General features: G+C 38.4%; 21 protein-coding genes. 11 read left to right on the forward strand and 10 right to left on the reverse strand.

The features are described 5' to 3' along the window. Positions 1-213: 213 nt before the first annotated feature. The 4 genes from OC457_RS06915 to fdhD all read right to left on the reverse strand — a co-directional run bounded on the left by OC457_RS06915 (position 214) and on the right by fdhD (position 5,266). Complete coding sequence (locus OC457_RS06915) at positions 214-1,848, reverse strand: C45 family autoproteolytic acyltransferase/hydolase (protein ID WP_210436088.1); 1,635 nt, start codon at positions 1,846-1,848, stop codon at positions 214-216. A gap of 336 nt (positions 1,849-2,184) precedes the next feature. Further along, a complete protein-coding gene (gene pbpG / locus OC457_RS06920; RefSeq protein ID WP_080175200.1) occupies positions 2,185-3,084 on the reverse strand; it encodes a D-alanyl-D-alanine endopeptidase in 900 nt (299 codons plus the stop codon). A 425-nt stretch (positions 3,085-3,509) separates the two neighbouring features. Then, a complete protein-coding gene (locus OC457_RS06925; RefSeq protein ID WP_080175199.1) occupies positions 3,510-4,421 on the reverse strand; it encodes a helix-turn-helix transcriptional regulator in 912 nt (303 codons plus the stop codon). Continuing rightward, positions 4,421-5,266: a formate dehydrogenase accessory sulfurtransferase FdhD gene (gene fdhD, locus OC457_RS06930; RefSeq protein WP_080175198.1), complete on the reverse strand. Its 846-nt coding sequence runs from the start codon at positions 5,264-5,266 to the stop codon at positions 4,421-4,423. Before fdhD ends, OC457_RS06925 begins: the two co-directional genes overlap by 1 nt. Positions 5,267-5,556: 290 nt before the next feature. Here fdhD and OC457_RS06935 point away from each other — a divergent pair, with 290 nt between their 5' ends. The 9 genes from OC457_RS06935 (at position 5,557) to cobB (ending at position 15,172) form a co-directional block, all read left to right on the forward strand. After that, complete coding sequence (locus OC457_RS06935; protein WP_080175197.1) at positions 5,557-6,048, forward strand: DUF3305 domain-containing protein; 492 nt, start codon at positions 5,557-5,559, stop codon at positions 6,046-6,048. After that, a complete protein-coding gene (locus tag OC457_RS06940; RefSeq protein WP_159447858.1) occupies positions 6,038-6,721 on the forward strand; it encodes a DUF3306 domain-containing protein in 684 nt (227 codons plus the stop codon). Before OC457_RS06935 ends, OC457_RS06940 begins: the two co-directional genes overlap by 11 nt. Positions 6,722-6,997: 276 nt before the next feature. After that, entirely contained in the window at positions 6,998-8,692 is a 1,695-nt protein-coding gene (locus OC457_RS06945; protein ID WP_080175195.1) for a 4Fe-4S binding protein, read from the forward strand. A 9-nt stretch (positions 8,693-8,701) separates the two neighbouring features. Continuing rightward, entirely contained in the window at positions 8,702-9,319 is a 618-nt protein-coding gene (locus OC457_RS06950; protein WP_080175194.1) for a TorD/DmsD family molecular chaperone, read from the forward strand. 66 nt (positions 9,320-9,385) lie between these two features. Then, a complete protein-coding gene (locus OC457_RS06955) occupies positions 9,386-9,583 on the forward strand; it encodes a twin-arginine translocation signal domain-containing protein (RefSeq protein ID WP_080175193.1) in 198 nt (65 codons plus the stop codon). A 12-nt stretch (positions 9,584-9,595) separates the two neighbouring features. Next, positions 9,596-12,454 carry a formate dehydrogenase subunit alpha gene (locus OC457_RS06960; RefSeq protein WP_080175192.1) on the forward strand — a complete coding sequence of 953 codons (2,859 nt, stop codon included), beginning with the start codon at positions 9,596-9,598 and terminating at the stop codon, positions 12,452-12,454. Between the two features lie 11 nt (positions 12,455-12,465). Next, positions 12,466-13,083 carry a formate dehydrogenase FDH3 subunit beta gene (gene fdh3B, locus OC457_RS06965; protein ID WP_080175191.1) on the forward strand — a complete coding sequence of 206 codons (618 nt, stop codon included), beginning with the start codon at positions 12,466-12,468 and terminating at the stop codon, positions 13,081-13,083. A gap of 169 nt (positions 13,084-13,252) precedes the next feature. Next, on the forward strand, positions 13,253-14,263 hold the full coding sequence (locus tag OC457_RS06970; RefSeq protein WP_370737970.1) for a formate dehydrogenase subunit gamma: 1,011 nt from the start codon (positions 13,253-13,255) through the stop codon (positions 14,261-14,263). A 189-nt stretch (positions 14,264-14,452) separates the two neighbouring features. Next, a complete protein-coding gene (gene cobB / locus OC457_RS06975) occupies positions 14,453-15,172 on the forward strand; it encodes a Sir2 family NAD+-dependent deacetylase (protein WP_080175189.1) in 720 nt (239 codons plus the stop codon). A 76-nt stretch (positions 15,173-15,248) separates the two neighbouring features. Here the strand turns inward: cobB and OC457_RS06980 are convergent, their stop codons facing one another. The 4 genes from OC457_RS06980 to potA all read right to left on the reverse strand — a co-directional run bounded on the left by OC457_RS06980 (position 15,249) and on the right by potA (position 19,386). Then, positions 15,249-16,301, reverse strand: a complete 1,053-nt coding sequence (locus tag OC457_RS06980) for an extracellular solute-binding protein (protein ID WP_080175188.1) — start codon at positions 16,299-16,301, stop codon at positions 15,249-15,251. A 358-nt stretch (positions 16,302-16,659) separates the two neighbouring features. Then, positions 16,660-17,427, reverse strand: a complete 768-nt coding sequence (gene potC, locus OC457_RS06985) for a spermidine/putrescine ABC transporter permease PotC (protein WP_080175187.1) — start codon at positions 17,425-17,427, stop codon at positions 16,660-16,662. Next, positions 17,427-18,284, reverse strand: a complete 858-nt coding sequence (potB, locus tag OC457_RS06990; RefSeq protein ID WP_080175186.1) for a spermidine/putrescine ABC transporter permease PotB — start codon at positions 18,282-18,284, stop codon at positions 17,427-17,429. Before potB ends, potC begins: the two co-directional genes overlap by 1 nt. Next, positions 18,268-19,386 carry a spermidine/putrescine ABC transporter ATP-binding protein PotA gene (gene potA / locus OC457_RS06995; protein ID WP_080175185.1) on the reverse strand — a complete coding sequence of 373 codons (1,119 nt, stop codon included), beginning with the start codon at positions 19,384-19,386 and terminating at the stop codon, positions 18,268-18,270. The genes potB and potA overlap by 17 nt, the downstream gene beginning before the upstream one ends. A gap of 443 nt (positions 19,387-19,829) precedes the next feature. Here potA and OC457_RS07000 point away from each other — a divergent pair, with 443 nt between their 5' ends. Both OC457_RS07000 and pepT read left to right on the forward strand, forming a co-directional pair. Then, a complete protein-coding gene (locus tag OC457_RS07000) occupies positions 19,830-20,651 on the forward strand; it encodes a hypothetical protein (protein ID WP_080175184.1) in 822 nt (273 codons plus the stop codon). Positions 20,652-20,926: 275 nt separating this feature from the next. Then, on the forward strand, positions 20,927-22,156 hold the full coding sequence (pepT, locus tag OC457_RS07005; protein ID WP_080175183.1) for a peptidase T: 1,230 nt from the start codon (positions 20,927-20,929) through the stop codon (positions 22,154-22,156). A 103-nt stretch (positions 22,157-22,259) separates the two neighbouring features. On the opposite strand, the gene OC457_RS07010 is transcribed toward pepT, so the two are convergent. Continuing rightward, complete coding sequence (locus tag OC457_RS07010; RefSeq protein WP_080175182.1) at positions 22,260-22,502, reverse strand: hypothetical protein; 243 nt, start codon at positions 22,500-22,502, stop codon at positions 22,260-22,262. A 156-nt stretch (positions 22,503-22,658) separates the two neighbouring features. Beyond that, a complete protein-coding gene (locus OC457_RS07015; protein ID WP_080175181.1) occupies positions 22,659-24,143 on the reverse strand; it encodes a carboxypeptidase M32 in 1,485 nt (494 codons plus the stop codon). Between the last annotated feature and the right edge of the window lie 90 nt (positions 24,144-24,233).

Genomic DNA, 24,233 nt, shown 5'->3' on the forward strand with positions numbered 1-24,233 from the left:
TTCGGCTAATCAGCCCGAATGAGGAAGGGATAATCATTTCGGTATGCGGCATAGATGCTCCTTTTGCTTGAAGACCATTTAAAGCATAGCTTATATGTTTGTATCATATTGTTTTAATGTTTAATTTTTTCGATAAAATGAGAGTTAAAACAATAATCGCGGTCATATTGAATCAAAAAGGTGACCAATGACCGCGATATGAGGTTCTATTAATTAGATAAATTTCATCTCTGTCCATGGTTCAGATGGGCGACTTAATAAATAACCTGATTGCCATCCCCATTGCTGGTGGGCTTTAATAAAGGCTTTTGCATCAAATGGTGCGCCATTCGCACGACCAAAACGCGCACTGATGGTTAAGTTTTTAATATCATTGCTGTTGGCAACTTTACCATCAACAGAGCCTGCTGGTGTAAAGGGTACATTCCATACTGCTGCTGGATCAGAGACATACGGTTGTGAATCTTTATCATATTCAGCACAAATATTACGTGATGATGCATCCATTTTGTTTAGGTAGACATCATAAGTATCACCGAGCATTTTCTGACCTGTTGCCACATTAATTGTACCGTTGTATTTATGCATCAGTTGGATCCAACGTAAACGACGAGCACCTTCTTGTTGACGAATATCGTTGTAGTCAACATCAGAACCTTCAATATAGCGTAAACGTGGATCAACAGAGACGTTTTCGCCAGTGAAGTAGCCTGATTTTAATTCATTGAAGTATTGATAAACACGACCTTGACCAAACTTAGCAATATGGTTGTTATTAATATCACCGATGAGCCATGTATTAGCATAACCACCATTGTTACCTTTTTCTTCAAGCTTGATCCAACTATCAATGCTATTAGCATACTGACTTGCTTCACGAACTCGAATAAATTCAGGAATACCACCTGCTTTCCAATCCGTCACGTTGGCTAATGTGGTTTCTACAACGGCAAGACCTGCGCCTGTTTCCCAGAAGTCGGTACCAGATTCAATCATACCAGGTGTTGTTTGGAAGGCCATTTTGTAACCTTTATCTGGCGTGATATCTAAAATGACGTTAGAAAATTGACCAGACCAGAAATCATTAAAGGTTTCGTGACCAATGACAATACCTTTATTATTTGTCGCGTTGCCTGTTGCGATAAAGGCACTGCAATTACCTTTTGCACCTTCAATGTTGGCACTATTTTTACTTAGTTCAACATTATTGGTGTTCATTTCAGCTTTAGTATACGGGGCAGGGAATGCGGATGTATTAATTAAACCAGGATCAACCCACTTGGTATAATTATGCATCCCCACTGAAGGCCACCAGTAACCTGTAAGCTCAATCATGTCGTTCCATGTAATAATGTCAGCAAGAGTGACATGCAAACCTGCAGCATTTAAGCCTTTAGCAATACCTTCCATTTCTTGACGAAGTTCTACGGGAATCTTCCCTTTAGTTTGTTCTAATGCGGCTTTTTGCCATGCACTATAAGGGACACCTGTTGTTAGGTAGGTCATGCTCCAGCTATCTTTCCACGCTAATTTAAAATCAGGTGCGATAAGATAACCATATTGAAAGCCACGATCAAAAGCATTGCCTTTAATACCTACATGCCACCAACCATTCTTTTTCTCTAATTTAGCTTGATCAACAATTTTTTGTTGTTGCTCAGTTAATTTAGTTTGGTATAACGCCCCAGTCACTGGTGCTGTAATTTGCTCAAGTAATAGTTTGGGTGGGTATTGGGTTAAATGTTGTGTTTCAGAAGCTGATGCGTTGGCATAGCTAACAGATGCAAGTGAGATAATACATGCAAGAATTGTCTTTTTACCGAGAGAGTGTTTCGAATGCATTTTCATAATTAACGGCTTTGATGAATATTGAATGAATAGGGTTATCATCCGCCTTTTTTATTGTTCAACAAGAGAGTAAATGAGAGTAAATGCTTTAATAAAATGTAAACGTAAGCTGCCATTTTTCAGGTGATTCTTATTAGTTAAAAATACAAAAAAAGGACGTTAATTTTTAATGATAACTAAATGATTTGGTTACTAATAGTGGCTAAAGTGAGATATTAAGTTGCTAAATGTTAAGTATATTGGGTGAGATGGTTTGGTAATACGTTTTTATATTTAACTTCCGAAAAAAAGCCAGCATCTTAAATGCTGGCTTTTTACGTTATCAACTAACAACAATTATTTGGTTAATTCTTTCAGTTTTTGTTGTTGGTAATATTTAGCATCAGCGGAAATTGCTTTGCTTTTACCTGTTTGTAGCCATTGCTTAATACGACCAGCATCACCAATTGGTGTCATTTTTCCTTGTGAATCAAGCATTACCATTAGGATCTTCTTACCATCAATTGTTGTTACCATCGCTAAACAACGACCAGCTTCATCAAGAAAGCCTGTTTTACTTAGGTTAACAGTCCATTTTTTACCACGAACTAACGCATTGGTATTGGTGTAACCTAATTTATAACGAGGATGGGTAAAGTAAGCAGTATGAACGGCACCATTAGTGCTGTACTTACGAATTTCAGGGTACCTGTAAGCGGCACGTACCATTTTAGCAACGTCTGATGCTGTTGAGCGGTTTTTAGGATTAAGGCCTGAGCTATCAACGAAATGAGTATGTGTCATTCCCAATGCTTTAGCTTTTGCATTCATCGCGCGAATAAATGCTTTGTAACCACCTGGATAGTTCGCAGCAAGAGCCGCGGCAGCTAAGTTTTCAGATGACATTAAAGCAATATGAATCGTTTCACCACGGCTTAATTCAGAACCAAGACGAACACGAGAGTACGTATTGTACATGTGTTCTTTATCCGTTTTAGTAAAAGTGATTTTTTGGTTTAGCGGTAATTTTGCATCTAATGTCACCATAGCGGTCATTAGCTTTGTTAGTGAAGCAATCGGCATCACTACGTTGGAATTTTTGCGGTAAAGCGTTTTCCCTGAACTTAGATCGATAACATAGCTACTTACAGAAGCGGTCTGTAAATTACTTGGTTTTAGTTTGCTGGTATTAATACTTGCGAAAGAAGAAAAGCTGACACTTGCAAGTGTAAAAAATAAAATTAAAGCGTTGCGCACAATGGCTCCTTGGATCCCATTTCTAGGTGGGGAATAATTATTCTGATATTGTCATCTTTTCGATTGCGGTTAAGCAAGTCATGTTTGTGTAAATCCTATTTATAATAGAACATAAAACCAGCACTTAAATAGAAGTCGCTAATGAAACATGATTCAATAAAATAATTGTTCGATATATTCACTGTAAAAGTGATTTCAACGTATTTAATTACTTCTAGTGACGACGTGAATTAAAGAGATATTTTTTTAAATGAACATATACTAATGGATATGTCTTTTTTGATTGTATTTGCGTGGGTTTTATTTATTTTTTTTAGTCGTTAGATGTCTTTTTGTGGACGGTGGATTCAAACGCATTATTATTTATGCCATCATTTTAAAAATCACAAGGCCATCAAACAATGACCTTGCTATCAGCACTAAAATTAATTAGCACTCCACACTTGTTGACCTGTACGAATAAAATTATAACCGCCTAGTTGATCGCCATGAGCCTGAATTTCATTATTGGTTAATGACTGCAATAACTGTTGTTGTAGAGTACGAAAGTAAATATTTTTAGGGATCACCAGCTCAAATGCTTCAGTACAAAGTGGAATAAAGCCTAGTCCAAATTCTCCCGCAGTACTTTGACTCGCACAACCAATATCTGCTTGTTCTCTAGCAATAGCAGACGCTAATTCTCGCTCACTGTTACAACAATCAACTTGATTAAGCATCGTCATGTTATACCCATGGCCATGGATCCATTCTTCTAATGCTCGCATACTTCCTGCACCTTGTTGACGTAATGCCCAACGCCAACGAGGTGATAATAACTCATACAGTTGAATTGAGCGGCTATTGACGGCATCTGCTAATGTTGGGCTGACGACTAAACCTTGTTTTCGTTCAAATGCATGGACTAATACCCAATTCTTATGCCCTGGATATTGTTGTAATAATGCAGGATGACGTAAGCTAGCTTCTTCAACATTGCCCCAATGGATAGCGCAAATATCAACATGACCTTTACTTAACATCGCCAGTCCTTGACGTGTGCCTGTTGAGGTATAACCGACAAGAGCAGTACTGCCTAACTGGTTTGCCATTTTACCTACAACACACTGTAATAACGGATCATCAGAGCCAGCAATTAATAATCGATCGGTTAATACGCCATTATGGCAAGATTCTAATAACCACTTATCGAGCATCGCCTTAGGAAAAAGCCATTTACCGGTTACTTTTGTTGCAGGAAGTAGTCCTTCATTGGCTAAGGCATAAACTTTCTTTTCATTAAGGTCGAGATATTCAGCCACTAATTTGGCATTCATGAATTCAGGAAAATCAGCCATTATTCTTGGTTTCCTTTACTCTCGTTACCTTTAACATCAAGTTCGATATTGTCGCTACCGTTATAAATTTGGAAACGTAACCCTTTAGCGCGAGCAATCATAGTAATGCCTAGCTTCTTAGCAAGATCGTAACCCATTTGTGTTGCTCCAGAACGGGATAACAATACAGGAATACCCATTTGTGCAACTTTGATGACCATTTCAGAAGTTAAACGACCTGTAGTATAGAAAATCTTATCTTCACCTGTTTGTTGTTGTAGCCACATTTCGCCAGCAAGGGTATCCACTGCGTTATGACGACCTACATCTTCTACAAACGATAAAATATCAGTGCCTTTACAGACCGCGCACCCATGGACGGCACCTGCGGCTTTGTAGGTATCATTATGATGGGTCAATGATTCGAGTAAGCCATATAACAGCGATTGTTTAATTTGTGGTTGTGGAAGGGTAATACCTTCAAGCTTTTTCATGACATTGCCATACATCGTGCCTTGCCCACAGCCAGAGGTAACGGTTTTCTTTTCTAATTGCTGCGCTAAGTTTTCAGTATTTTCATGGGTTATAACAACGGCGGCATTGGTTTCCCAATCAATCATCACTGATTCGATAGCGCTAAGGTCGTTAATAAAGCCTTGGTTTTTTAAATACCCTAAGACTAATGCTGATGGACGCTCACCTAATGTCATGAGTGTGACAACTTCAACCCAATTGAGGTAAACCGTTAACGGATGTTCACAGGCAATCTCTTTTGTTTGTAGATCACCGTATTCATCAACAATTTCTACCGACATCGTCTGCTGCACTGTTGCTTTGGTTTTTATAATTTTAGGCAATGTCGCCATTTGAGATCCCTGCGTAATAAGTGTGGTGTACTTAATTATGAATATTGAAACCTAAGTTAAGCAAAGATTGTTCCAATATTACTTACATGTACCAATCTATCGTTAATCCACTATCCACTGAACATTATCCACTAAACATTGAGATGAATAAAAATACGCACTTTTAATGTGGTTTTTTGTTATTGGTCTAATATTTGCTTATGCCTGCTTATTAAGTGAAATATTGCTTAACGTAAAAAGTGATCAAATAACAAGATAAAGGCGAATAGAACTCGCCAGTAGGAGTGAATGTGCCAAAACAAGCAGAACTTGAATTAAAGAAAAATGAACATGTTTGGCCTATTAACTTTCGCTTACAAGCAGAAGAGCGCCAAGTGGGTCGTTGGACAACTTACGCATGGACGATTGAAGATATTTGTCTGTATGAAGAAGATCTTGCTGTTGATATAACACTTGCTGATATAGGGGCAGGTAACTACATGATGCCACTAGAACTTTTTCGTGATGAGCGGATGGAATATCGATTTAACTTAAATTCACAAACCCCCCATTTATTCTTTATTTGTGCTGAAGAGGACGAGCAATTAAAACCTGTTTTAGTTACCGCAGCGCAAGGTGTCGCTGCACGTTATATGGATGGAGATTATGTGGTTCTTGATATAGATATTCCATTAGTTATTCAGGCATGGATGGAAGCCTTTTTAGGTCGACATGGCGAATTATTTGAATTTAAACGTAAGCGTGGTGGCAATAAGAAAAAAGGACGATCAAGTGGCAACTAATTTCTTTCAGCGTTGGTCTAGCCGTAAGTTAACACCAAGCGAAAATACAGCGTCTACGATTGAAACCGTTAATGATTCGTCTGGTGTAGATTGTGAAGATATTAAATCTAATCCTATAGAGGTAAATGAGATAACACCAGTTGATGATAATGAACAAACATCAGCTATTCCTTCTACACCTATCGCCGAAGAGTCTGTTATTGAATTAACGATTGATGATGCTGATAAAGTGACTTATGACTCAGGGGTTGCGTCATTTATGCAACAACAAGTGACTAAGTCAGTAAAAAAAGCGGCATTACGTAAGTTGTTTCATTCTGAAGAGTTTAATTATATCAGTGATATGGATGATAGCACTGAAGACTTCAGCAATATGCAAGGTTTAGCACCAGAAATAGCATCACAAATGCGTGGTTGGATAAATACCGTAGCAGAGACAGCAACAGAAGCTCTAAAAGATGATGGATTATCTGCATTAACACCAACATCATCAGTAAGTGATGCTATTGATATTGATTCTTGTGCTGGTGGTTCTACTGATACAACGATAAAGAATAATGATATTAAAAAGTGTGATTGTTCTGAGGATGATTTGTTTGTTGAAAATATTGACATGATAGGCAGCGATGATGATGCACTCCCTATAGCTGATTCATTAAAAGATAGATCATGAAGTAATTATTAATAAAAACAGAAATAAACCCACACTGAGACAAAAAGGGAATACGACTAAAATCATCAACAGAGACAATTTGGCGCGTTAGTTCGCTACAAGTAAGACAAAATGTCTCACTACTCAATAACGTAATATCCTCGTTATGATTTTAGTTCCTTTTAGGTCATTTTATTCCGTGAAAAGTTGGATCGGTTATTGCTCTATAGAGAGTAGAAGAAAAATTATTATTTTCTAACGACACTGATTAGCGGTAGTGAGCAAACAGGAATAACAATGTTAAAAAGTACATTAAATGAATTTACTGATATCAATGGTGTCGCTCGTGCTGCTGCCATTACCGGCACTGTAGAACTTGCCAATCTTATTCCGCCAACAGTGACGTATGAAAGTCGTGGTAATTTATTAATTATTGGTGAAGCTGAACAACTTCTTCACGTTGTTGATCAATTTTTAGCATTAAATAGTGTGACGCTATTGGCTACAGATACAAAAACATACGATAGCAAAACATCACATACCTTGTATTACAGTCAAGCTGTTAGCGTAAAAGGTTATCTTGGCGCCTTTGATGTTCATTGTCGTATAGAACATGACGCGACAACTTTTGAGACAAATGGTCTTGAAACGAACTTAGCTAAAATAGCCATTGGACGTCAGTGTTTTGATCTTGTGCTTGATATGACAGCAACAGGGGTTATGAATGTTGAAATTCCTGCAGCTGGTTATTATGCACTAGGTCAACGATCTGAGGCGCAAGTCTCTGCAAAACTTGCCGCGCTGGTGGAAGATCTACCTGCCATGATAGGCACATTTGATAAGCCAAAATATTTTCGTTTAAATCCTGACCTTTGTGCACATTCATCACGCAGTATAAAAGGCTGTGATCGTTGTATTGATGCTTGTCCTGCGGGAGCATTAAGTTCTGATGGTGTTGCTATTGCGATTGATCCTTATCTTTGTCAGGGGGTAGGAACATGTGCGACAGCTTGTCCAACGGAAGCTATTAGTTATGCACTACCTGACCCTCAAATTACTCAAAATTTTGTTCATAGTGTTTTAGCTCGTTATAAGCAAGAAGGGGGTCAATCTCCAACACTATTACTTTATGGTGAACGTGATACTGCAGCAGTTATAAAAGCACTCGCTGTACTTCCGACATCTGTTATTACGATTGCATTAGAAGAACTGGCAACTGTAGGTATTGATACTTGGTTTAGTGCCTTAGCTTATGGTGCGCATCAAGTTCTATTAGCAACGAATACGCAATATATCCCTGCGACTATTGATACTGTTTTAACGAATGAATTAACAATAGCTCAAAACTTCTTAACTGAATTGGGTTATGACGCGGATCGTATTTGTTTATTTGATTTTGCTGATAGTGCGAATTTTGAAGCTTATGAAGCTGCACTTATTACTCCTATTGAAACGGCACTAACAGGCACTAAGCGTGAAAAGCTATTTACTGTTTTAGAAGCACTTAATCAGACAAGTCCTGCTCAACCAACGTATTCAGCTGTAGCGGCTAATGCACCTTATGGTTCGGTAACATGTAAGACCGAAGATTGTACGTTATGTATGAGTTGTGTTGCTGTTTGTCCGACGCGTGCCTTACATGCCATTGGTGATCGCCCTGGATTATTATTTGTAGAACAAGATTGTATTCAATGTGGTATGTGTGAAACCGCTTGTCCTGAAAAAGTAATTACCCTTGAAGCGGGATTTAATTGGGATTGGCAAGCACGTAAAGCCGATAAACTTGTTCATGAAGAACCTGCTGCATGTTGTATCAGTTGTGGAAAACCTTTTGCTCCTGCATCTATGGTGAAAATGTTGACAGAAAAGCTTCAACGCCATTCACATTTTCAAGGAGAAGCTATTCGTCGTTTATCTATGTGTGAAGATTGTCGTGTTCGCGATATTTTTGAAAAGATGGAACAAGATCCACAAAGTCAGACAAGGGTATAAGGTCATTATATGGAAAACGCAGCTATGAATACTCACACAAATCTTACTGATCAAGATAATTTGCTACGTATTGAAATTTATAACATGTTGGCACATTTATGTCGTCAAGCCCCTGAACTATCTGTACTTGAGTTTCTTGCTAATCTTGATGTTGATACGGCACAAACTTTTCAACGTCAAACCATGGCATCAGCTTGGCCTTTACTAAAATTAGCGGCTCAGAAAACGACATTATTAAGTGTTGAAGAAGAATATCAAGATGTCTTCATTGGTATTGGTCGAGGGGAAGTTATTCCATTTGGTTCATGGTATTTAACGGGTTCTTTAATGGAAATGCCTTTGGCTTATTTACGTCAAGACTTAAAACGAATGGGTTTTGAACGTGCACAATCAGTTATTGAACCAGAAGATCATATATCTGCATTGCTAGAGGTTATGGCTATGCTGGTGGAAGGTGGCGATGAGCATCTTCAACAAACATTTTTTAATCGTCATCTTGCGCAATGGTGTGAAAAATTTTGTAGCGATTTAAAAGCAGCTAAGAGTGCTGTGTTTTATACCGCTGTGGGTGAATTAGCTTGGCAATTTTTGACAATAGAAAAAACCCATTTTTTAGAGTCTCAGTAACAAGATACTCGCGATAATAAAAAATCGACGTCTGTTAATAAGAATGTCGATAGAGGAGCAAACGCAATGAGTGAGCAAAAAACAAATGATAGTCGTCGTCAATTATTAAAAAATATTGGTTTGACTGTAGTGGCTGGTGCTGTAGCTGCGGGAACGACAACTGCCGTTCAAGCATCAACAACTGACACTGAAAAGAAAGATCCTAAAACAACAAAAGGGTATCACGAAACTCAACATATTCGTGATTACTACAATACCCTATAAGCGGAGCCTGAAATGAAATTAACTAAACGTTCCGATAAAGTGAGCAAGGACGAAAACCAACTGGGTATTTCTCGTCGTTCTTTTATTCGTAATTCTTCTCTTGCTGCCGCTGGTGGTGTTGCTGGAGCAAGCCTTTTTGCACCTGGATTTATGCGCAAGGCAGAAGCTTATTCTGAAGCTGATTACAGTGCGCCTAAAGTTGTTAAGCGTACTATTTGTTCTCACTGTTCTGTTGGTTGTGGCATTTATGCTGAAACGCAAGATGGTGTATGGACCCATCAGGAACCCGCTTTCGATCACCCTTTTAATGCTGGTGGGCACTGTGCAAAAGGTGCTGCATTACGTGAGCATGGACATGGTGCTAAACGCGTAAAATACCCAATGAAATTGGTTAACGGTAAGTGGAAAAAACTAAGCTGGGAGCAAGCATTAGATGAAGTTAGCCAGCAGGTACTTAAAATTCGTCAAGAGTCTGGTCCTGATTCTGTTTACTTTTTAGGTTCAGCTAAACATAACAACGAACAAGCGTATTTGTTCCGTAAAATGGTATCGCTATGGGGATCAAATAACGTCGATCACCAAGCGCGTATTTGTCACTCAACCACGGTTGCTGGTGTTGCAAATACATGGGGCTACGGCGCGATGACCAACTCACTGAACGATATGCATAATTGTAAGTCGATTCTGTTTATTGGTTCAAACCCAGCAGAAGCTCACCCAGTAGCTATGCAGCATATTCTGATCGCTAAAGAAACTAACAGTTGTAAAATTGTGGTGGTTGATCCGCGTCGTACGCGTACTGCGGCAAAAGCTGATCACTATGTTTCACTACGTCCAGGTACTGACGTTGCCTTTGTTTGGGGTGTGCTATATCACATTTTCAATAATGGTTGGGAAGATAAAGAGTTTATTCGTCAACGTGTTTACGGTATGGATGAAGTGCGTGAACAAGTGGCGAAATGGAACCCGAAAGAAGTTGAACGCGTAACGGGTGTACCTGAAGATCAAGTTTACCAGACCGCGAAAATGCTTTCTGAAAACCGTCCTGGTTGTGTTGTTTGGTGTATGGGTGGTACTCAGCATACTACAGGTAACAACAACACCCGTGCTTACTGTATTTTAGAACTTGCACTTGGCAACATGGGTAAGTCAGGCGGCGGTGCAAATATCTTCCGTGGTCATGATAACGTTCAGGGTGCTACTGACTTTGGTGTACTTTCTGACAACTTACCGGGGTACTACGGTTTGTCTGAAGGTGCTTGGAAGCACTGGGCACAAGTTTGGGATATTGATTATTCTTGGCTACAGGGTCGTTTTGATCAAAATACCTATAATGGTAAAAAACCAATGAACAGCGCAGGTATTCCTGTATCCCGTTGGATTGATGGCGTTTTAGAGAACAAAGATAAGATTGAACAACGCGATAATATTCGTGCAATGTTCTATTGGGGCCATGCGGTTAACTCACAGACACGTGGTCCTGAAATGAAAACGGCAATGGAAAAACTGGATATGATGGTTATCGTTGACCCATACCCAGGTGTTGCTGCAGTAATGAATGGCCGTACCGATAATGTATATCTTTTCCCAGCAACTACGCAGTTTGAAACTTATGGTTCAGTTACAGCGACTAACCGTTCGATTCAGTGGCGAGATCAGGTCATTGAGCCGTTGTTTGACGCAAAACCTGACCATGAAATCATGTACTTATTGACTAAACGTCTTGGTTTCTCTGACCAATTATTCAAGCATATTAGCGTTGAGAATAATAGGCCAAACATTGAAGACATTACTCGTGAATACAACAAGGGCATGTGGACAATTGGTTACACAGGTCAAAGTCCTGAGCGTTTAAAAGAGCACCAGAAGAACTGGGGTACGTTTGATTTTACAACGCTTGAAGCGGTTGGCGGCCCCGTTAATGGTGAAACTTATGGTCTACCATGGCCATGTTGGGGTACGCCAGAAATGAAGCATCCAGGTACACATATTCTTTATGATACCTCTAAAACTGTTGCACAAGGTGGCGGTAATTTCCGTGCACGTTTTGGTGTTGAGCGTAATGGTGTGAGCTTGCTAGCTGACGATAGCTATTCATTAGGTTGTGAACTTGAAGATGGTTACCCAGAATTTACCGCTAAGATGTTAAAGCAACTAGGGTGGTGGGATGACCTAACAGCAACTGAAAAAGTGGCTGCTGAAGGTAAAAACTGGAAGACAGATCTTTCTGGTGGTATTCAGCGTGTTGCGATTAAACATGGTTGTATTCCATTTGGTAACGCAAAAGCACGTACTGTTGTATGGACATTCCCTGATGCAGTGCCTATTCACCGTGAGCCGTTATATACACCACGTCGTGATTTATTGCCAGAGTACCAAACATGGGATGACAGCAAAGCGATGTTCCGCTTACCAACACTTTATAAGTCGATTCAAGAAAAAGATGTTTCAAAAGAATACCCTATTATTCTAACGTCTGGTCGTCTTGTTGAATATGAAGGTGGTGGTGAAGAGACTCGATCAAATCCATGGCTAGCTGAGCTTCAAAAAGAAATGTTTGTTGAAATCAATCTTAAAGATGCCAACGATATTGGTATTCGTGATGGTGAGATGGTGTGGGTTGAAGGTGCAGAAAAAGGTCGCATAAAAGTAAAAGCCATGGTTACTCCTCGAGTTCGCGAAGGCTTAGCATTCTTACCATTCCACTTTGGTGGTGAATTTGAGGGGGTGAGTTTACGTGATCGTTACCCTGAAGGTTGTGCGCCTTTTGTTTCAGGTGAAGCGGCAAATACAGCAACTACGTATGGTTACGATCCTGTAACTCAAATGCAAGAAACCAAAGTTACTTTGTGTAAAATCACTAAAGCGTAAGGAGTCACCTGATGGCACGTATGAAATTTCTTTGTGACTCTAAACGTTGTATTGAGTGCAATGGTTGTGTGACAGCTTGTAAAAATGCCAACTCAGAAGCAGTTGGTTGGGGGATTCAACGTCGTCGCGTTGTAACCTTAAATGATGGTCTTCCAGGGGAAACATCAATCTCTGTTGCTTGTATGCACTGTAGTGATGCACCATGTATGGCGGTATGTCCTGCTGATTGTTTTAGCCAAACAGAGGATGGCATTGTACAGCACGATAAAGATTTATGTATCGGCTGTGGTTATTGCTTATTTGCTTGTCCATTTGGTGCACCACAATTTCCAAAGCAAGATGCATTTGCTGAGCGAGGAAAAATGGATAAGTGTACTTATTGTTCTGGCGGTCCAAATACTGAAGCTGGTTCTGAAAAAGAACGTCTACTTTATGGTGCAAACCGTATCGCAGAAGGTAAGTTACCAATGTGTGCTTCGATGTGTTCGACTAAATCATTACTGGCGGGGGATGCTGAAAAAATTTCTGAAATTTTCAGTAAGCGTGTTGTTGCTCGTGGTGCAAAAGATGCGGGTTGGGCAAGTACTGATAATTTAGCTTACGATGCAAGTAAAGTACGTAAAGCTTAATTATCTGAAATAGGCTTGAAAGGTAATTTTTACGCCTATTTGTAGACTTGTTGTAATAGTTAGGCACGCCAGTGATCTTGGTGTGCCAATTAATCCGCTTTTTGAGTGGACAGGAGCTGTAATGACTAAGCGAATTCAACGCTGGTTAACTATCATCGTTGCCGTTTTAATGATGGTGTTTTCAGTATCCACGATGGCAAGTGGTAGTGATACAACGTCCGCTGGTGAAGCCGTAGTTAAAAAAGAAGTGGTAGGCTTCGCTGGGGCAGATTATTGGCGAATGGTAAAAGATGGTGAGAAAGGTTACACCACATCAGGTTGGCCTGAGCATGATGTATTAATCAGTGTGCCTGGGCAAACGTGGTATATCCTCAAAGAAAAGTGGATGTCACCACTCGGTGCCTTAGCGATTTTTGGTAGCCTTGTGATGGTAACACTGGCTTATGTGGTGATTGGGCCACTAAAGCTAAGTAAACCAAAAACGGGGCGTAAAATTAAACGCTGGAGCCGTATTGATCGTGCATTGCACTGGAGCATGGCATTTACCTTCCTTACTTTAGGATTCAGTGGCTTAACGTTAGTTTATGGTAAACATTTTATTAAGCCGATTATGCCTACTGAAATTTGGGGCTGGATCATTTTTGCTGCCAAGCAATACCATAACTATATGGGACCTATTTTTGCGATTCTATTACTTGCTGTCTTGGTTAAGTGGTGGCGTAAAAGTACTTTCAATAAAGTCGATCTTGAGTGGTTTAAGAAGATGGGCGGAATGGTAGGTAAACATAAAGGATCACATCCATCAGCGGGTTTTTCTAATGGTGGCGAAAAAGTTATCTTTTGGCTATTGATCGTGTTTGGTTTCTCGATTGCTGTCAGTGGTTTTGTGTTAGATTTCCCTATTTTTGATCAAACTCGTCGCGATATGGAGTTATCAAATTTACTGCATATGTTATCAGCACTGATTCTGATCTGTGGTTTTATATTCCATATTTATATTGGTTTATTTGGTATGGAAGCGGGTCTTGATGGCATGGTGACTGGCGATGTCGATGAAACATGGGCACGAGAGCACCATAACTTGTGGTTTGATGAAGTAAAAGATTTACCTGAAAATCAACCTGGTTATGAATCTGAAAAACAGGATGCAGATAAATCAAAACCATCGCTGAATAGTTAACGATTAAACATCAAAATGAAAGCCGATACAGTTCATTGTGTCGGCTTTTTTTATGCGCATAATTTATGATTCATGGCAAGACACGAACTCTCAGACTAATGTCTAATAAAAAACACCGTTAAACCATATAAAATCAGTGGTATAAATAGAATATAGGTTAACTATTATTATCACTAGAGGGATGTTGTTATGCTATTTCCTTATAAAAATATTGTTGTACTAACGGGAGCGGGCATTTCTGCAGAATCTGGCATACGTACTTTTCGTGCAGCAGACGGATTGTGGGAAGAACATCGCGTGGAAGATGTGGCTACTCCTGAAGGCTATCAACGTGATCCTGAATTAGTACAAGCTTTTTACAATGCGCGTCGAGCACAGATAGAAAATGGCTCAGTTGCTCCTAATGCTGCTCATTACGCATTAGCAAAGCTAGAAGCTGAATTAGACGGCACAGTAACGATTGTGACCCAAAACATTGATAATCTGCATGAACGGGCGGGTAGCCATAATGTAATTCATATGCATGGCGAACTTTTAAAAGTGCGCTGTTGTGAATCAGGGCAAACAATAGAATGGCATGGAGATCTCCATACAAGCGATCATTGTCATTGTTGTCAAATAGCTGCACCACTACGACCTGATATCGTATGGTTTGGAGAAATGCCTATCGATATGGATAAAATTCATGATGCAATAGTAAAGGCTGATTTATTTATTGCTATTGGTACCTCTGGGAATGTGTATCCAGCAGCAGGGTTTGTTCATGAAGCGGCCTTGCAAGGGGCACATACGATAGAGCTTAATTTAGAGCCAAGTAATGTTGAAAATGAGTTTGAAGAAAAACGTTATGGTAAAGCGTCTGTACTTGTTCCTGAATATGTTGAAGAATTATTAAAAGCTCAACAGTAAAAATGACAGTATTAATATAATAAAAAACCGAGCTAAGGAGCTCGGTTTTCTGGCTATGATTAACTAGCTGTCGTAATTATTCGCCAGCTTTTAGTTTTTGGAAGTACTCTTCGTAAACTTCAGTCATAGGACCAACGCTGTTCTGCCATTCACCTGCATCCATCACTGATTGTGGTGGGTAGATGCTTGGATCGTTTACAAAACTTGCTGGCAATAGCTTCTTCGCTGCTTCAACTGGTGTAGGGTAACCAATTTGTAGTGCAATTTTTGCTGCAATGTCAGGACGAAGTAAGAAGTTGATCATTTTGTATGCGTTATCAACGTGCTTAGCATTAATTGGAATCGCTAAGTTGTCCATCCAGAAGATTGCACCTTCTTTTGGCCATACGATATCAATTGGAGCACCTTCTTTTCGTGCCATGTATGCAGAACCATTCCATAGCATACCCAGTGATGTTTCACCAGCCATGTAAGGGTTAGCAGGGAAGTCAGAGTTAAATACTAATACATTAGGCATTAATTTTTTAAGCTCTTCGTAAGCCGCTTTAATCTGCTTAGGATCTTGCGTATTACCAGAATAGCCTAATTTACGTAATGCGATTTGGAACACTTCACGTGCATCATCCATCATCATTAGTTGACCCTGCCATTTAGGATCCCATAAATCAGCCCAGCTAGTGATTTTTGATTTATCAATTACGTCAGTATTAACGCCGATACCTGTTGCACCCCAAATATAAGGGATAGAGTAATTATTGTTAGGATCAAAAGGCTTATTTAAATAGTTTTTACCAATACCGGCAAAATTAGGGATTTTTGATTTGTCGATTTTTTTAAGCATTCCTTCCTTACTCATTTTAGAAACATAGTAAGTAGAAGGAACGATCAAATCGTAGCCTTTATCATAAGTTTTTAACTTAGCGTACATGGTCTCATTCGACTCATAGGTCGAATAAATTACTTTAATACCGGTTTCTTTTGTGAACTGTTCTAATACATCACTTGGAATGTATTCAGACCAGTTGTAAAAGTATAATTTATTACTATCTGAATCTGCAGCTGTGGCAATGTTTGAATACATTGACACTGCGCAAACCGCACCGGCCATCATTAAAGACCATTTTTTCATTGTTGTTAGCTCCTAACTAAACAGGATATCGAGAATGTTCTCTAGCGGCTTTAACCGCTTCTCCTAATTTTGTATTATTTAAAAGACGCCTTAAAAGAGCATACTTTTTAAACAAATATGAATTGGTATACGTGGCTAGTATAGCAGATAAAATCATACCGCCATCACAAATATGAACAGTTCTATAAGATATTTATATTCATGGTATTGATTTATAACAGAGGGTTAACTTTTATATAATATTGTTATACAAAATCATATCTCAATGAATTAAAAGTTAAAGTAAAGGATAAAATACAAGCTAAAAAAATGGCTAACTTAAAAAGTTAGCCATTTAATTTTGCTAAAAGCAATGATGCTATTTCTTTTCTCTTGCAAGTAATTGTGAACAAATCACAAGGAATAATGAAATGATTAACATAATAGTTGCTAATGCATTAACCTCTGGAGAAACACCTACTTTAACCATAGAGTAAATCTTTAAAGGTAAAATTTCATAACTTGGACCAGTAACAAATGAGCTCACAATTACGTCATCAAGTGATAATGTAAAGCTTAGTAACCAACCAGCAGCAACAGCAGGTTTAGCCAGTGGCAGAATGATTTGTTTTAAAATTACCCATTCACTTGCACCTAAATCTCGTGCAGCCTCAAGCATTTTAACATCAAAGCCTTTTAAGCGACTATAAACAGTGACTACAACAAACGGTAAACAAAAAGTAATATGTGACAACAATAACGTTAAGAAACCAAGGTTAGCACCAATTAATAGGAATAAAGCCAGTAATGAAATTGCCATTACAATATCAGGGGACATCATTACTAAAAATAGCATTCCTGATACAAACTTCTTACCCTTAAAGTTATAACGGAATAGGGCAACTGCCGTTAAACTGCCAATCAATGATGCTGCGGTTGCTGAAATTACGGCAATCGTAATTGAGTGACCAGCAGCTTGCATCAAACTGTCATTATTAATTAGATCTTCATACCATTTGGTGGTGAATCCCCCCCATTTTAAACCAAACTTACTGGCATTAAATGAGTTAACGATCAGAATAATAATAGGAGCATATAGGAATGCATATATTACTGACATGAAGCTGAATTTAAAGAAACGACCCATTATTCAAGCTCCACTTTTTTGTTCAGTAATTTTCCTGCTCGGTAGTAGGCATATAGCATAATCGCCATTGCTAACGTTAGTGCAATACTGGTTGCTGATCCAAATGGCCAGTCACGAGCGTTGAGAACTTGGCTCTTAATTACATTACCAATTAATAAGTTTTTCGCGCCGCCAAGCAAATCGGATACATAGAACATACCTAATGCTGGTAGCAATACCAATAAGCAACCAGCAATAATGCCAGGCATTGTTAGTGGGAAAATAACCTTTATAAAAGTTTGAGTTTTATTCGCACCCAAATCGCGAGCTGCTTCAATATAGTTATTATCAAGCTTTTCAATCGCAGAATACAAAGGTAATACCATAAACGGCAATAGAATATAGACTAACCCAATCATTACTGCATATTCGGTATACATAATACGAATGGGCTTATCAATTATGTCTAAGTACATTAATGCATTATTTAGAATTCCACGCGTTCCGAGCATTAGCTTTAAGCCATATGTACGGATTAGCGAGTTAGTCCAAAAAGGCACAATCACCATAAATAACATAAATGGACGCCATTTTTCAGGCATCTTGGCAATAGCATACGCAAAAGGGTAGCCAATCAGCAAACATAAAAGGGTTGCTGTAATCGCCATATTAAATGAATGCAAAAGCACTTTTGCATACATTGGATCAAAAAGACGTTCATAGTTATCTAGTGTGAACACCATTTTGATCAAGTTTGCATCATCACGGGTTAAAAAACTCGTGCCAATAATCATAAGGTTGGGTACAAATACAAACAGTAGCAACCAACTTACAACAATCGTTATGATGATGTTTTGGAGATTAAACTTCTTGCTCATCTGCTAGCACCACTTCCCAACTTTCAACCCAAGTAATGGCAACTTTTTGATCAAGAGAGTGGTCTACGTCAGGATCATCTTCATTGAAGAATTCACTAACCATTACCGATTTCCCTGAATCTAGCTGTACCACAGAATCAAGTGTCATACCTTTATAAGTACGCTCTTTAACTTTACCTAAAATACCCGTGGCGTTATCACCGTTATGAATTTCTTCAATACGAATATCTTCAGGGCGTAATAGCACTTTCACTTTGTCGCCGATAGCAACATCAAGTTCACAGTGAATTAAAGAGTGACGACCTTCTACATCAGCCATAATACGCTTGCTGTCTAAGCGTTCTTTAACGATAGCATCAAATACATTGATTTCGCCGATAAAGTGGGCAACAAAGAGATTCGTCGGTTCTTCGTAAATTTCACGAGGGCTACCATCTTGTTCAACATAACCATCGCGCATAACGATGATACGGTCAGACATAGATAAAGCTTCTTCTTGATCGTGAGTTACGAAAATAAAAGTAATACCAAGTTTCCGCTGAAGTTGTTTTAGTTCAAGCTGCATTTGTTTACGTAATTTGTAATCAAGCGCAGAAAGTGATTCATCAAGCAAAAGAACTTTGGGTTTGTTAACAACTGCACGGGCAATAGCAACACGTTGTTGCTGGCCACCGGACAATTGATGTGGTTTACGAGGGGCAAATTTATCAAGTTGCACCATACGCAATGCTTCCATAACTCGAGGTTCAATATCACTCGATGGCACTTTTTGCATGCGTAAACCAAACGCGACGTTCTCAAACACTGTCATATGAGGGAACAGTGCATAACTCTGAAACACCGTATTAACGAGACGTTGTTCAGCTGGAATGTCAGTAACATCTTTGCCATCAATTGTGACTTGCCCATTATCAGCAGTCTCAAAACCAGCAATTAGACGAAGTACTGTGGTTTTTCCACAGCCTGATGGACCTAAAATGGTTAAAAACTCACCATCGTTTACGTCTAGGTCCAAACCTGTAATGATTTGCTTACCGTCAAAGCTTTTGCTAAGACCCTTCAGCTGAATTACAGGTTTCTTAGATGTTTTTGCAACGTTCAATTCTACGTTATCTCCACCTTGGGACTGATTGGTTAAGCCCCAATATTTTGGCTAAAATTAGGGGCGCATAATAGACCTGTAGTCTTTCAATTTAAAGCGTTTTCTCACTAAATTTATAGATTAACTACTACTTTCTTTAATGATAGCACGTTGATTCATAGCAATATGGTCTCGATTACAAATAATACTGAAAAAATAAATTACGATTAAAGTCATAATTGAAATATTTTATTTTTGAGCTCAAAAACTTATTACTTATGTTCAATAATAGAGGATAGCAATGATTGTAAATGGGAAAAAGCGGTAGTTATCGTCTTAGTTGTTATTTATTGTTTGTTTTTCATGCTGTAAATTTGTTTTGAAATAAATTTTTACGTGAATAGTGTTTTTGTACAATGATGAGTAACGTACAATACAGAAACCTGAATAATGATGATATGAGTATGAAAGAGACAACTAAAAAAAGTTTTCACGTTGGCGGTTCAATTGAAAAAGCAATGGTTGGTGATGTTGAGTTACAACCCATAGCTGTTCTTCAAGAAGCGTTTAAGATAACAGCAAAGAATTTTACTCAATTTCTTCCTGCTGTTATTTGTTTGTTTATTGCACAGATCGCATTGTTGTTATTAAGCTTAAAAGTACAGTTAGGTAGCCCTAGTGTGTTTTTTGAGGCCTTTATTACAGGAAAGGGGTTTACTGCAGATATTTTAAAAGCTGGCTTTATGGCTAACTTTTGGTCTGATGTTTTAATTGCTCCTTTGTATGTTGGCGTAAGTTTAATGGCGCTTAATCACGCTGTTGGGCTACCAACAAAACCAAGTCAAATTGTGAAGGGTTTTTCATTTACAGTAGTATCGATTATTACAATGTTATTAATTTCATCAATTCAGGGGATTGGTAGCAGTATTTTCCCGTTAGTTGGGTTGTTCTTAACAATGGCTTTAAGTCTGGCTATTCTACTTGTGTGTGAGAAGCGAGTAACGCCAATTAAAGCGATTCAATATTCATTTATGGCGACGATTCGAAAAGTTATGCCGATGACGGCTATTTATTTAGTCATAATGATTTTCTTTTTTATCTCGATTGTAACTGCTGGAATTGGATTGCTTTGGACATTACCGTTTTTCTTTAATGTTAAAGCGATTATTTATCGGAATATGTTTGGAGTTACATTGCAGGTTACATCTGTACCTAATCATAAACCCGAATCAAAATCTGATGTTAATAGCAGTGAATCGATTGATAACGATACGTTCAATGCTTAATTTTATGATCATATATAAAAAAGGCTCTTTTAAATAAGAGTCTTTTTTTTAACCATAAAACCTAACGCACTATAACTTTATATGTTTACAACAAACTCTTATACCGTCAACTTTAATTTCTCCATTTAATACCCTTGCTTATTACTTCATAAGTAAAAAATAAGTCTTAATGATGATGTATCTCAATGTCATTTATTATTGATAAGATCATAATATTATTAATAATAAATAGTGGCAGTTTAAATTGTCAGAACAAGAGAAAGAAAGGTAACTTTATGAATAAGTTAATAGAACGTTTTTTACGATATGTGAGCTTTGATACTCAATCTAACGGTGCAATTTCTTCTTGTCCGAGTACGGTGGGGCAACGCGTGTTCGCAGAGGCTCTTCAATCAGAGATGATTGATTTAGGACTAACTGATATTACGCTTGATAGTAATGGATACCTTACAGCACGATTACCTGCGAACGTAGATGGTGATATTCCTGCAATTGGCTTTATTGCTCATATGGATACTGCACCTGATGCATCAGGAAAAAATGTTCGACCACAACTTGTTGAAAGCTACCGTGGCGGTGATATTGCATTAGGAATAGGGGATGAAGTGTTATCACCATTCCAATATCCCGACCTTAATAAGTTACATGGTCACAATATTATTACAACAGACGGAACAACTTTGCTTGGTGCTGATAATAAGGCGGGTGTTGCTGAAATAATGACAGCAGTAGCATATCTTATCGCTAATCCAACAATCAAGCATGGCGATATTTGTATTGGTTTTACGCCTGATGAAGAGATCGGTCGTGGTGCAAATTTATTTGATGTTGAAAAGTTTGGTGCGAAGTGGGCTTATACGATTGATGGTGGTCCAATTGGTGAGTTGGAGTATGAAAACTTCAATGCAACCTCGGCAGATGTTATTTGCCATGGTGTAAATGTTCATCCAGGTACTGCTAAAAATAAAATGGTTAATTCCATGAATATTGCTGCACAATTTCAATTGATGATGCCTGCAGATGAAACACCTGAATGTACTGACGGTTACCAAGGTTTTTATCACCTTAAATCAATGGAAGCATCAGTTGCTCGTACTGAATTGGGCTACATTATTCGTGATTTTGATCGTGATGGTCAAGAGAAACGAAAGGCATTCATGCAGCAAAAAGTGAATGAGCTTAATAGTCAGTTAACACAGGGTCGAGTCGAACTAATTTTAACTGATTCCTATTATAATATGCGTGAAATGGTTGAGCCGTTCCCACATATTATTGATATCGCTCAGCAAGCGATGCTTGATTGTGATGTAAAACCAAATATTAAGCCTATTCGTGGTGGTACTGATGGGGCTCGATTATCATTTATGGGTTTACCTTGCCCTAATATTTTCACCGGTGGTTATAATTTTCATGGTATTCATGAGTTTATCACTGTTGAAGGAATGGAGTTAGCAGTCAAAGTGATCGTAAAAGTTGCTGAGAACACGGCAAACCGATATGCCTAATTTTCATCATTAATTATTAAAAAAAAGCCACTATCATCGATTGAATCTCGTTAATAGTGGCTTTTTTAATAAAAAACAAGATTGATAATTTCAGGTTTATTATTTAATCATGATCATTGCTAAGCATTTCATTTAAACGCTTTAAGATCGCATGAACAGCGTGACCTTTAGTAATTTCGCCACCTTTTTCAACTTCGATTTCTTGCTTTTTGTAGAGACCTGTTTCGTCTTCAGCAATATGTAACCAATCAGGATGCCAGTAGAATGATTGGCCGCCATCTGTGATCCAGTTATGTACGCCACAATTTTCACCGCGGTAATTGAGATCTGCTGCTTTATACGTCATTCTTAAATCCTTTAATGTTAATCGTTATCTTTATAAATAAAGAGTATAAAAAACAATGATGATGAAACTGTGATCTAATCGATATTATTTTATTAAAGATTGCAAATAAGTAAAATAAATAGCATGTTTTTGTTCGCAGATCGAAAAGTTTAAGGGTTATTTATTTAAATAACGTTTCATCAAATGCTTTTTAAAGTGTTCAGGATTCAGCATTTCACCCGTTGCTTGCTCCACCAGCTTGTCCGTTGATAGCGTTGAGCCTTTACTCCAAATATTATTATGTAGCCATTCAAATATTGGTGTTAAATCACCTTGAGCAACTAACTGTTCAACGTTTAGTTGTTTATTAATCGTAGCCATAAATTGTGCAGCATACATAGCACCTAAGGTATAACTTGGGAAATAACCAAAACTACCATCGGTCCAATGTATATCTTGCATACAACCATCAGTAAAGTTTCCCTGAGTTGATATACCTAAATATTGAGTCATTTTTTGATCCCAAATCGTTGGGATATCATCAACTTCAATATTACCTTCAATTAAATCACGCTCAATTTCATAACGTAAAATCACATGTGCAGGGTAAGTCACTTCATCGGCGTCAACGCGAATAAACCCAGGCTTAACTCGAGTATTAATCAACCGAAGGTTTTCAGCTGATAATGACGCATCATCTGAATTAAATGATTTTTGGATCATTGGCGCTAATAATCGACTAAATGCAGGACTACGAGCTAATTGCATTTCACAAAATAAGCTTTGTGATTCATGAATTCCCATTGATCGAGCTTCACCGACAGGAAGATCACGCCATTGTTGTGGTAGGCCTTGTTCATAACGTGCATGGCCTGTTTCATGAATAACACCCATCAATGCTGAGGTAAAATCATCTTCATCATAGCGAGTAGTAATACGAACATCTGTTGGTACACCACCACAAAATGGATGAGTACTAATATCTAATCTTCCGTGATCAAAATCAAATCCCAGTAATGCCATCGCTTCAAGGCTCAATGCTTGTTGTTTCTCAATAGCAAACGGAGCAGATAGTGGTAATATTTCTTCAGTTATTTGCTTAGCTTCGACTTGTTGAATAAGTTGAGGTAACCATGATTTAACTTCAGTAAAGATATCGTCTAATACCGCAGATGTCATTCCTGGCTCATAAATATCGAGTAGGGCATCATAACGACTTAAGCCTGTTACTTGTGAGCGAATAACGGCTTCTTGACGAGCTAACTCAACCACAGGCTTTAAGTTAGCTTTAAAACCTTCCCAATCATTTTCTTTACGTTGTGAACGCCAAGCATGTTCGCATTGAGAACCTGTAAGTGATTGCTGTTCAACAAGATCGGCAGGTAAAACATTATGCATCATCCAATGACGCTTAAGAGCTGCAAGGCTAACACGTTGTTCAGTAGTAAGATCTTCTTGTTCCGCTTCTGCAAACCAATTTTCTAAGTAGGGTGCCGTGGATAACTCATGAGAGATAACCGCTAGCTCAGCCATTGCCTCTGAACGTGCTTGTGCACCACCATCAGGCATCATTGCAGCCTGATCCCAGCCACAAATGGCATTAAGGTGGCTAAGTCGAGATAGTTTTTTAGCATGACGTTCTAATTTATTGTAATTATTCATACTTGTTCCTAATTGATAAACAGCAATGGGATAAATTTAACCTAACCTTTCATTATTTAATAGAGATACCCAACGAATAGATCAATAAAA

The sequence above is a fragment of the Photobacterium toruni genome, assembly GCF_024529955.1.
Lineage (GTDB): Bacteria > Pseudomonadota > Gammaproteobacteria > Enterobacterales > Vibrionaceae > Photobacterium > Photobacterium toruni.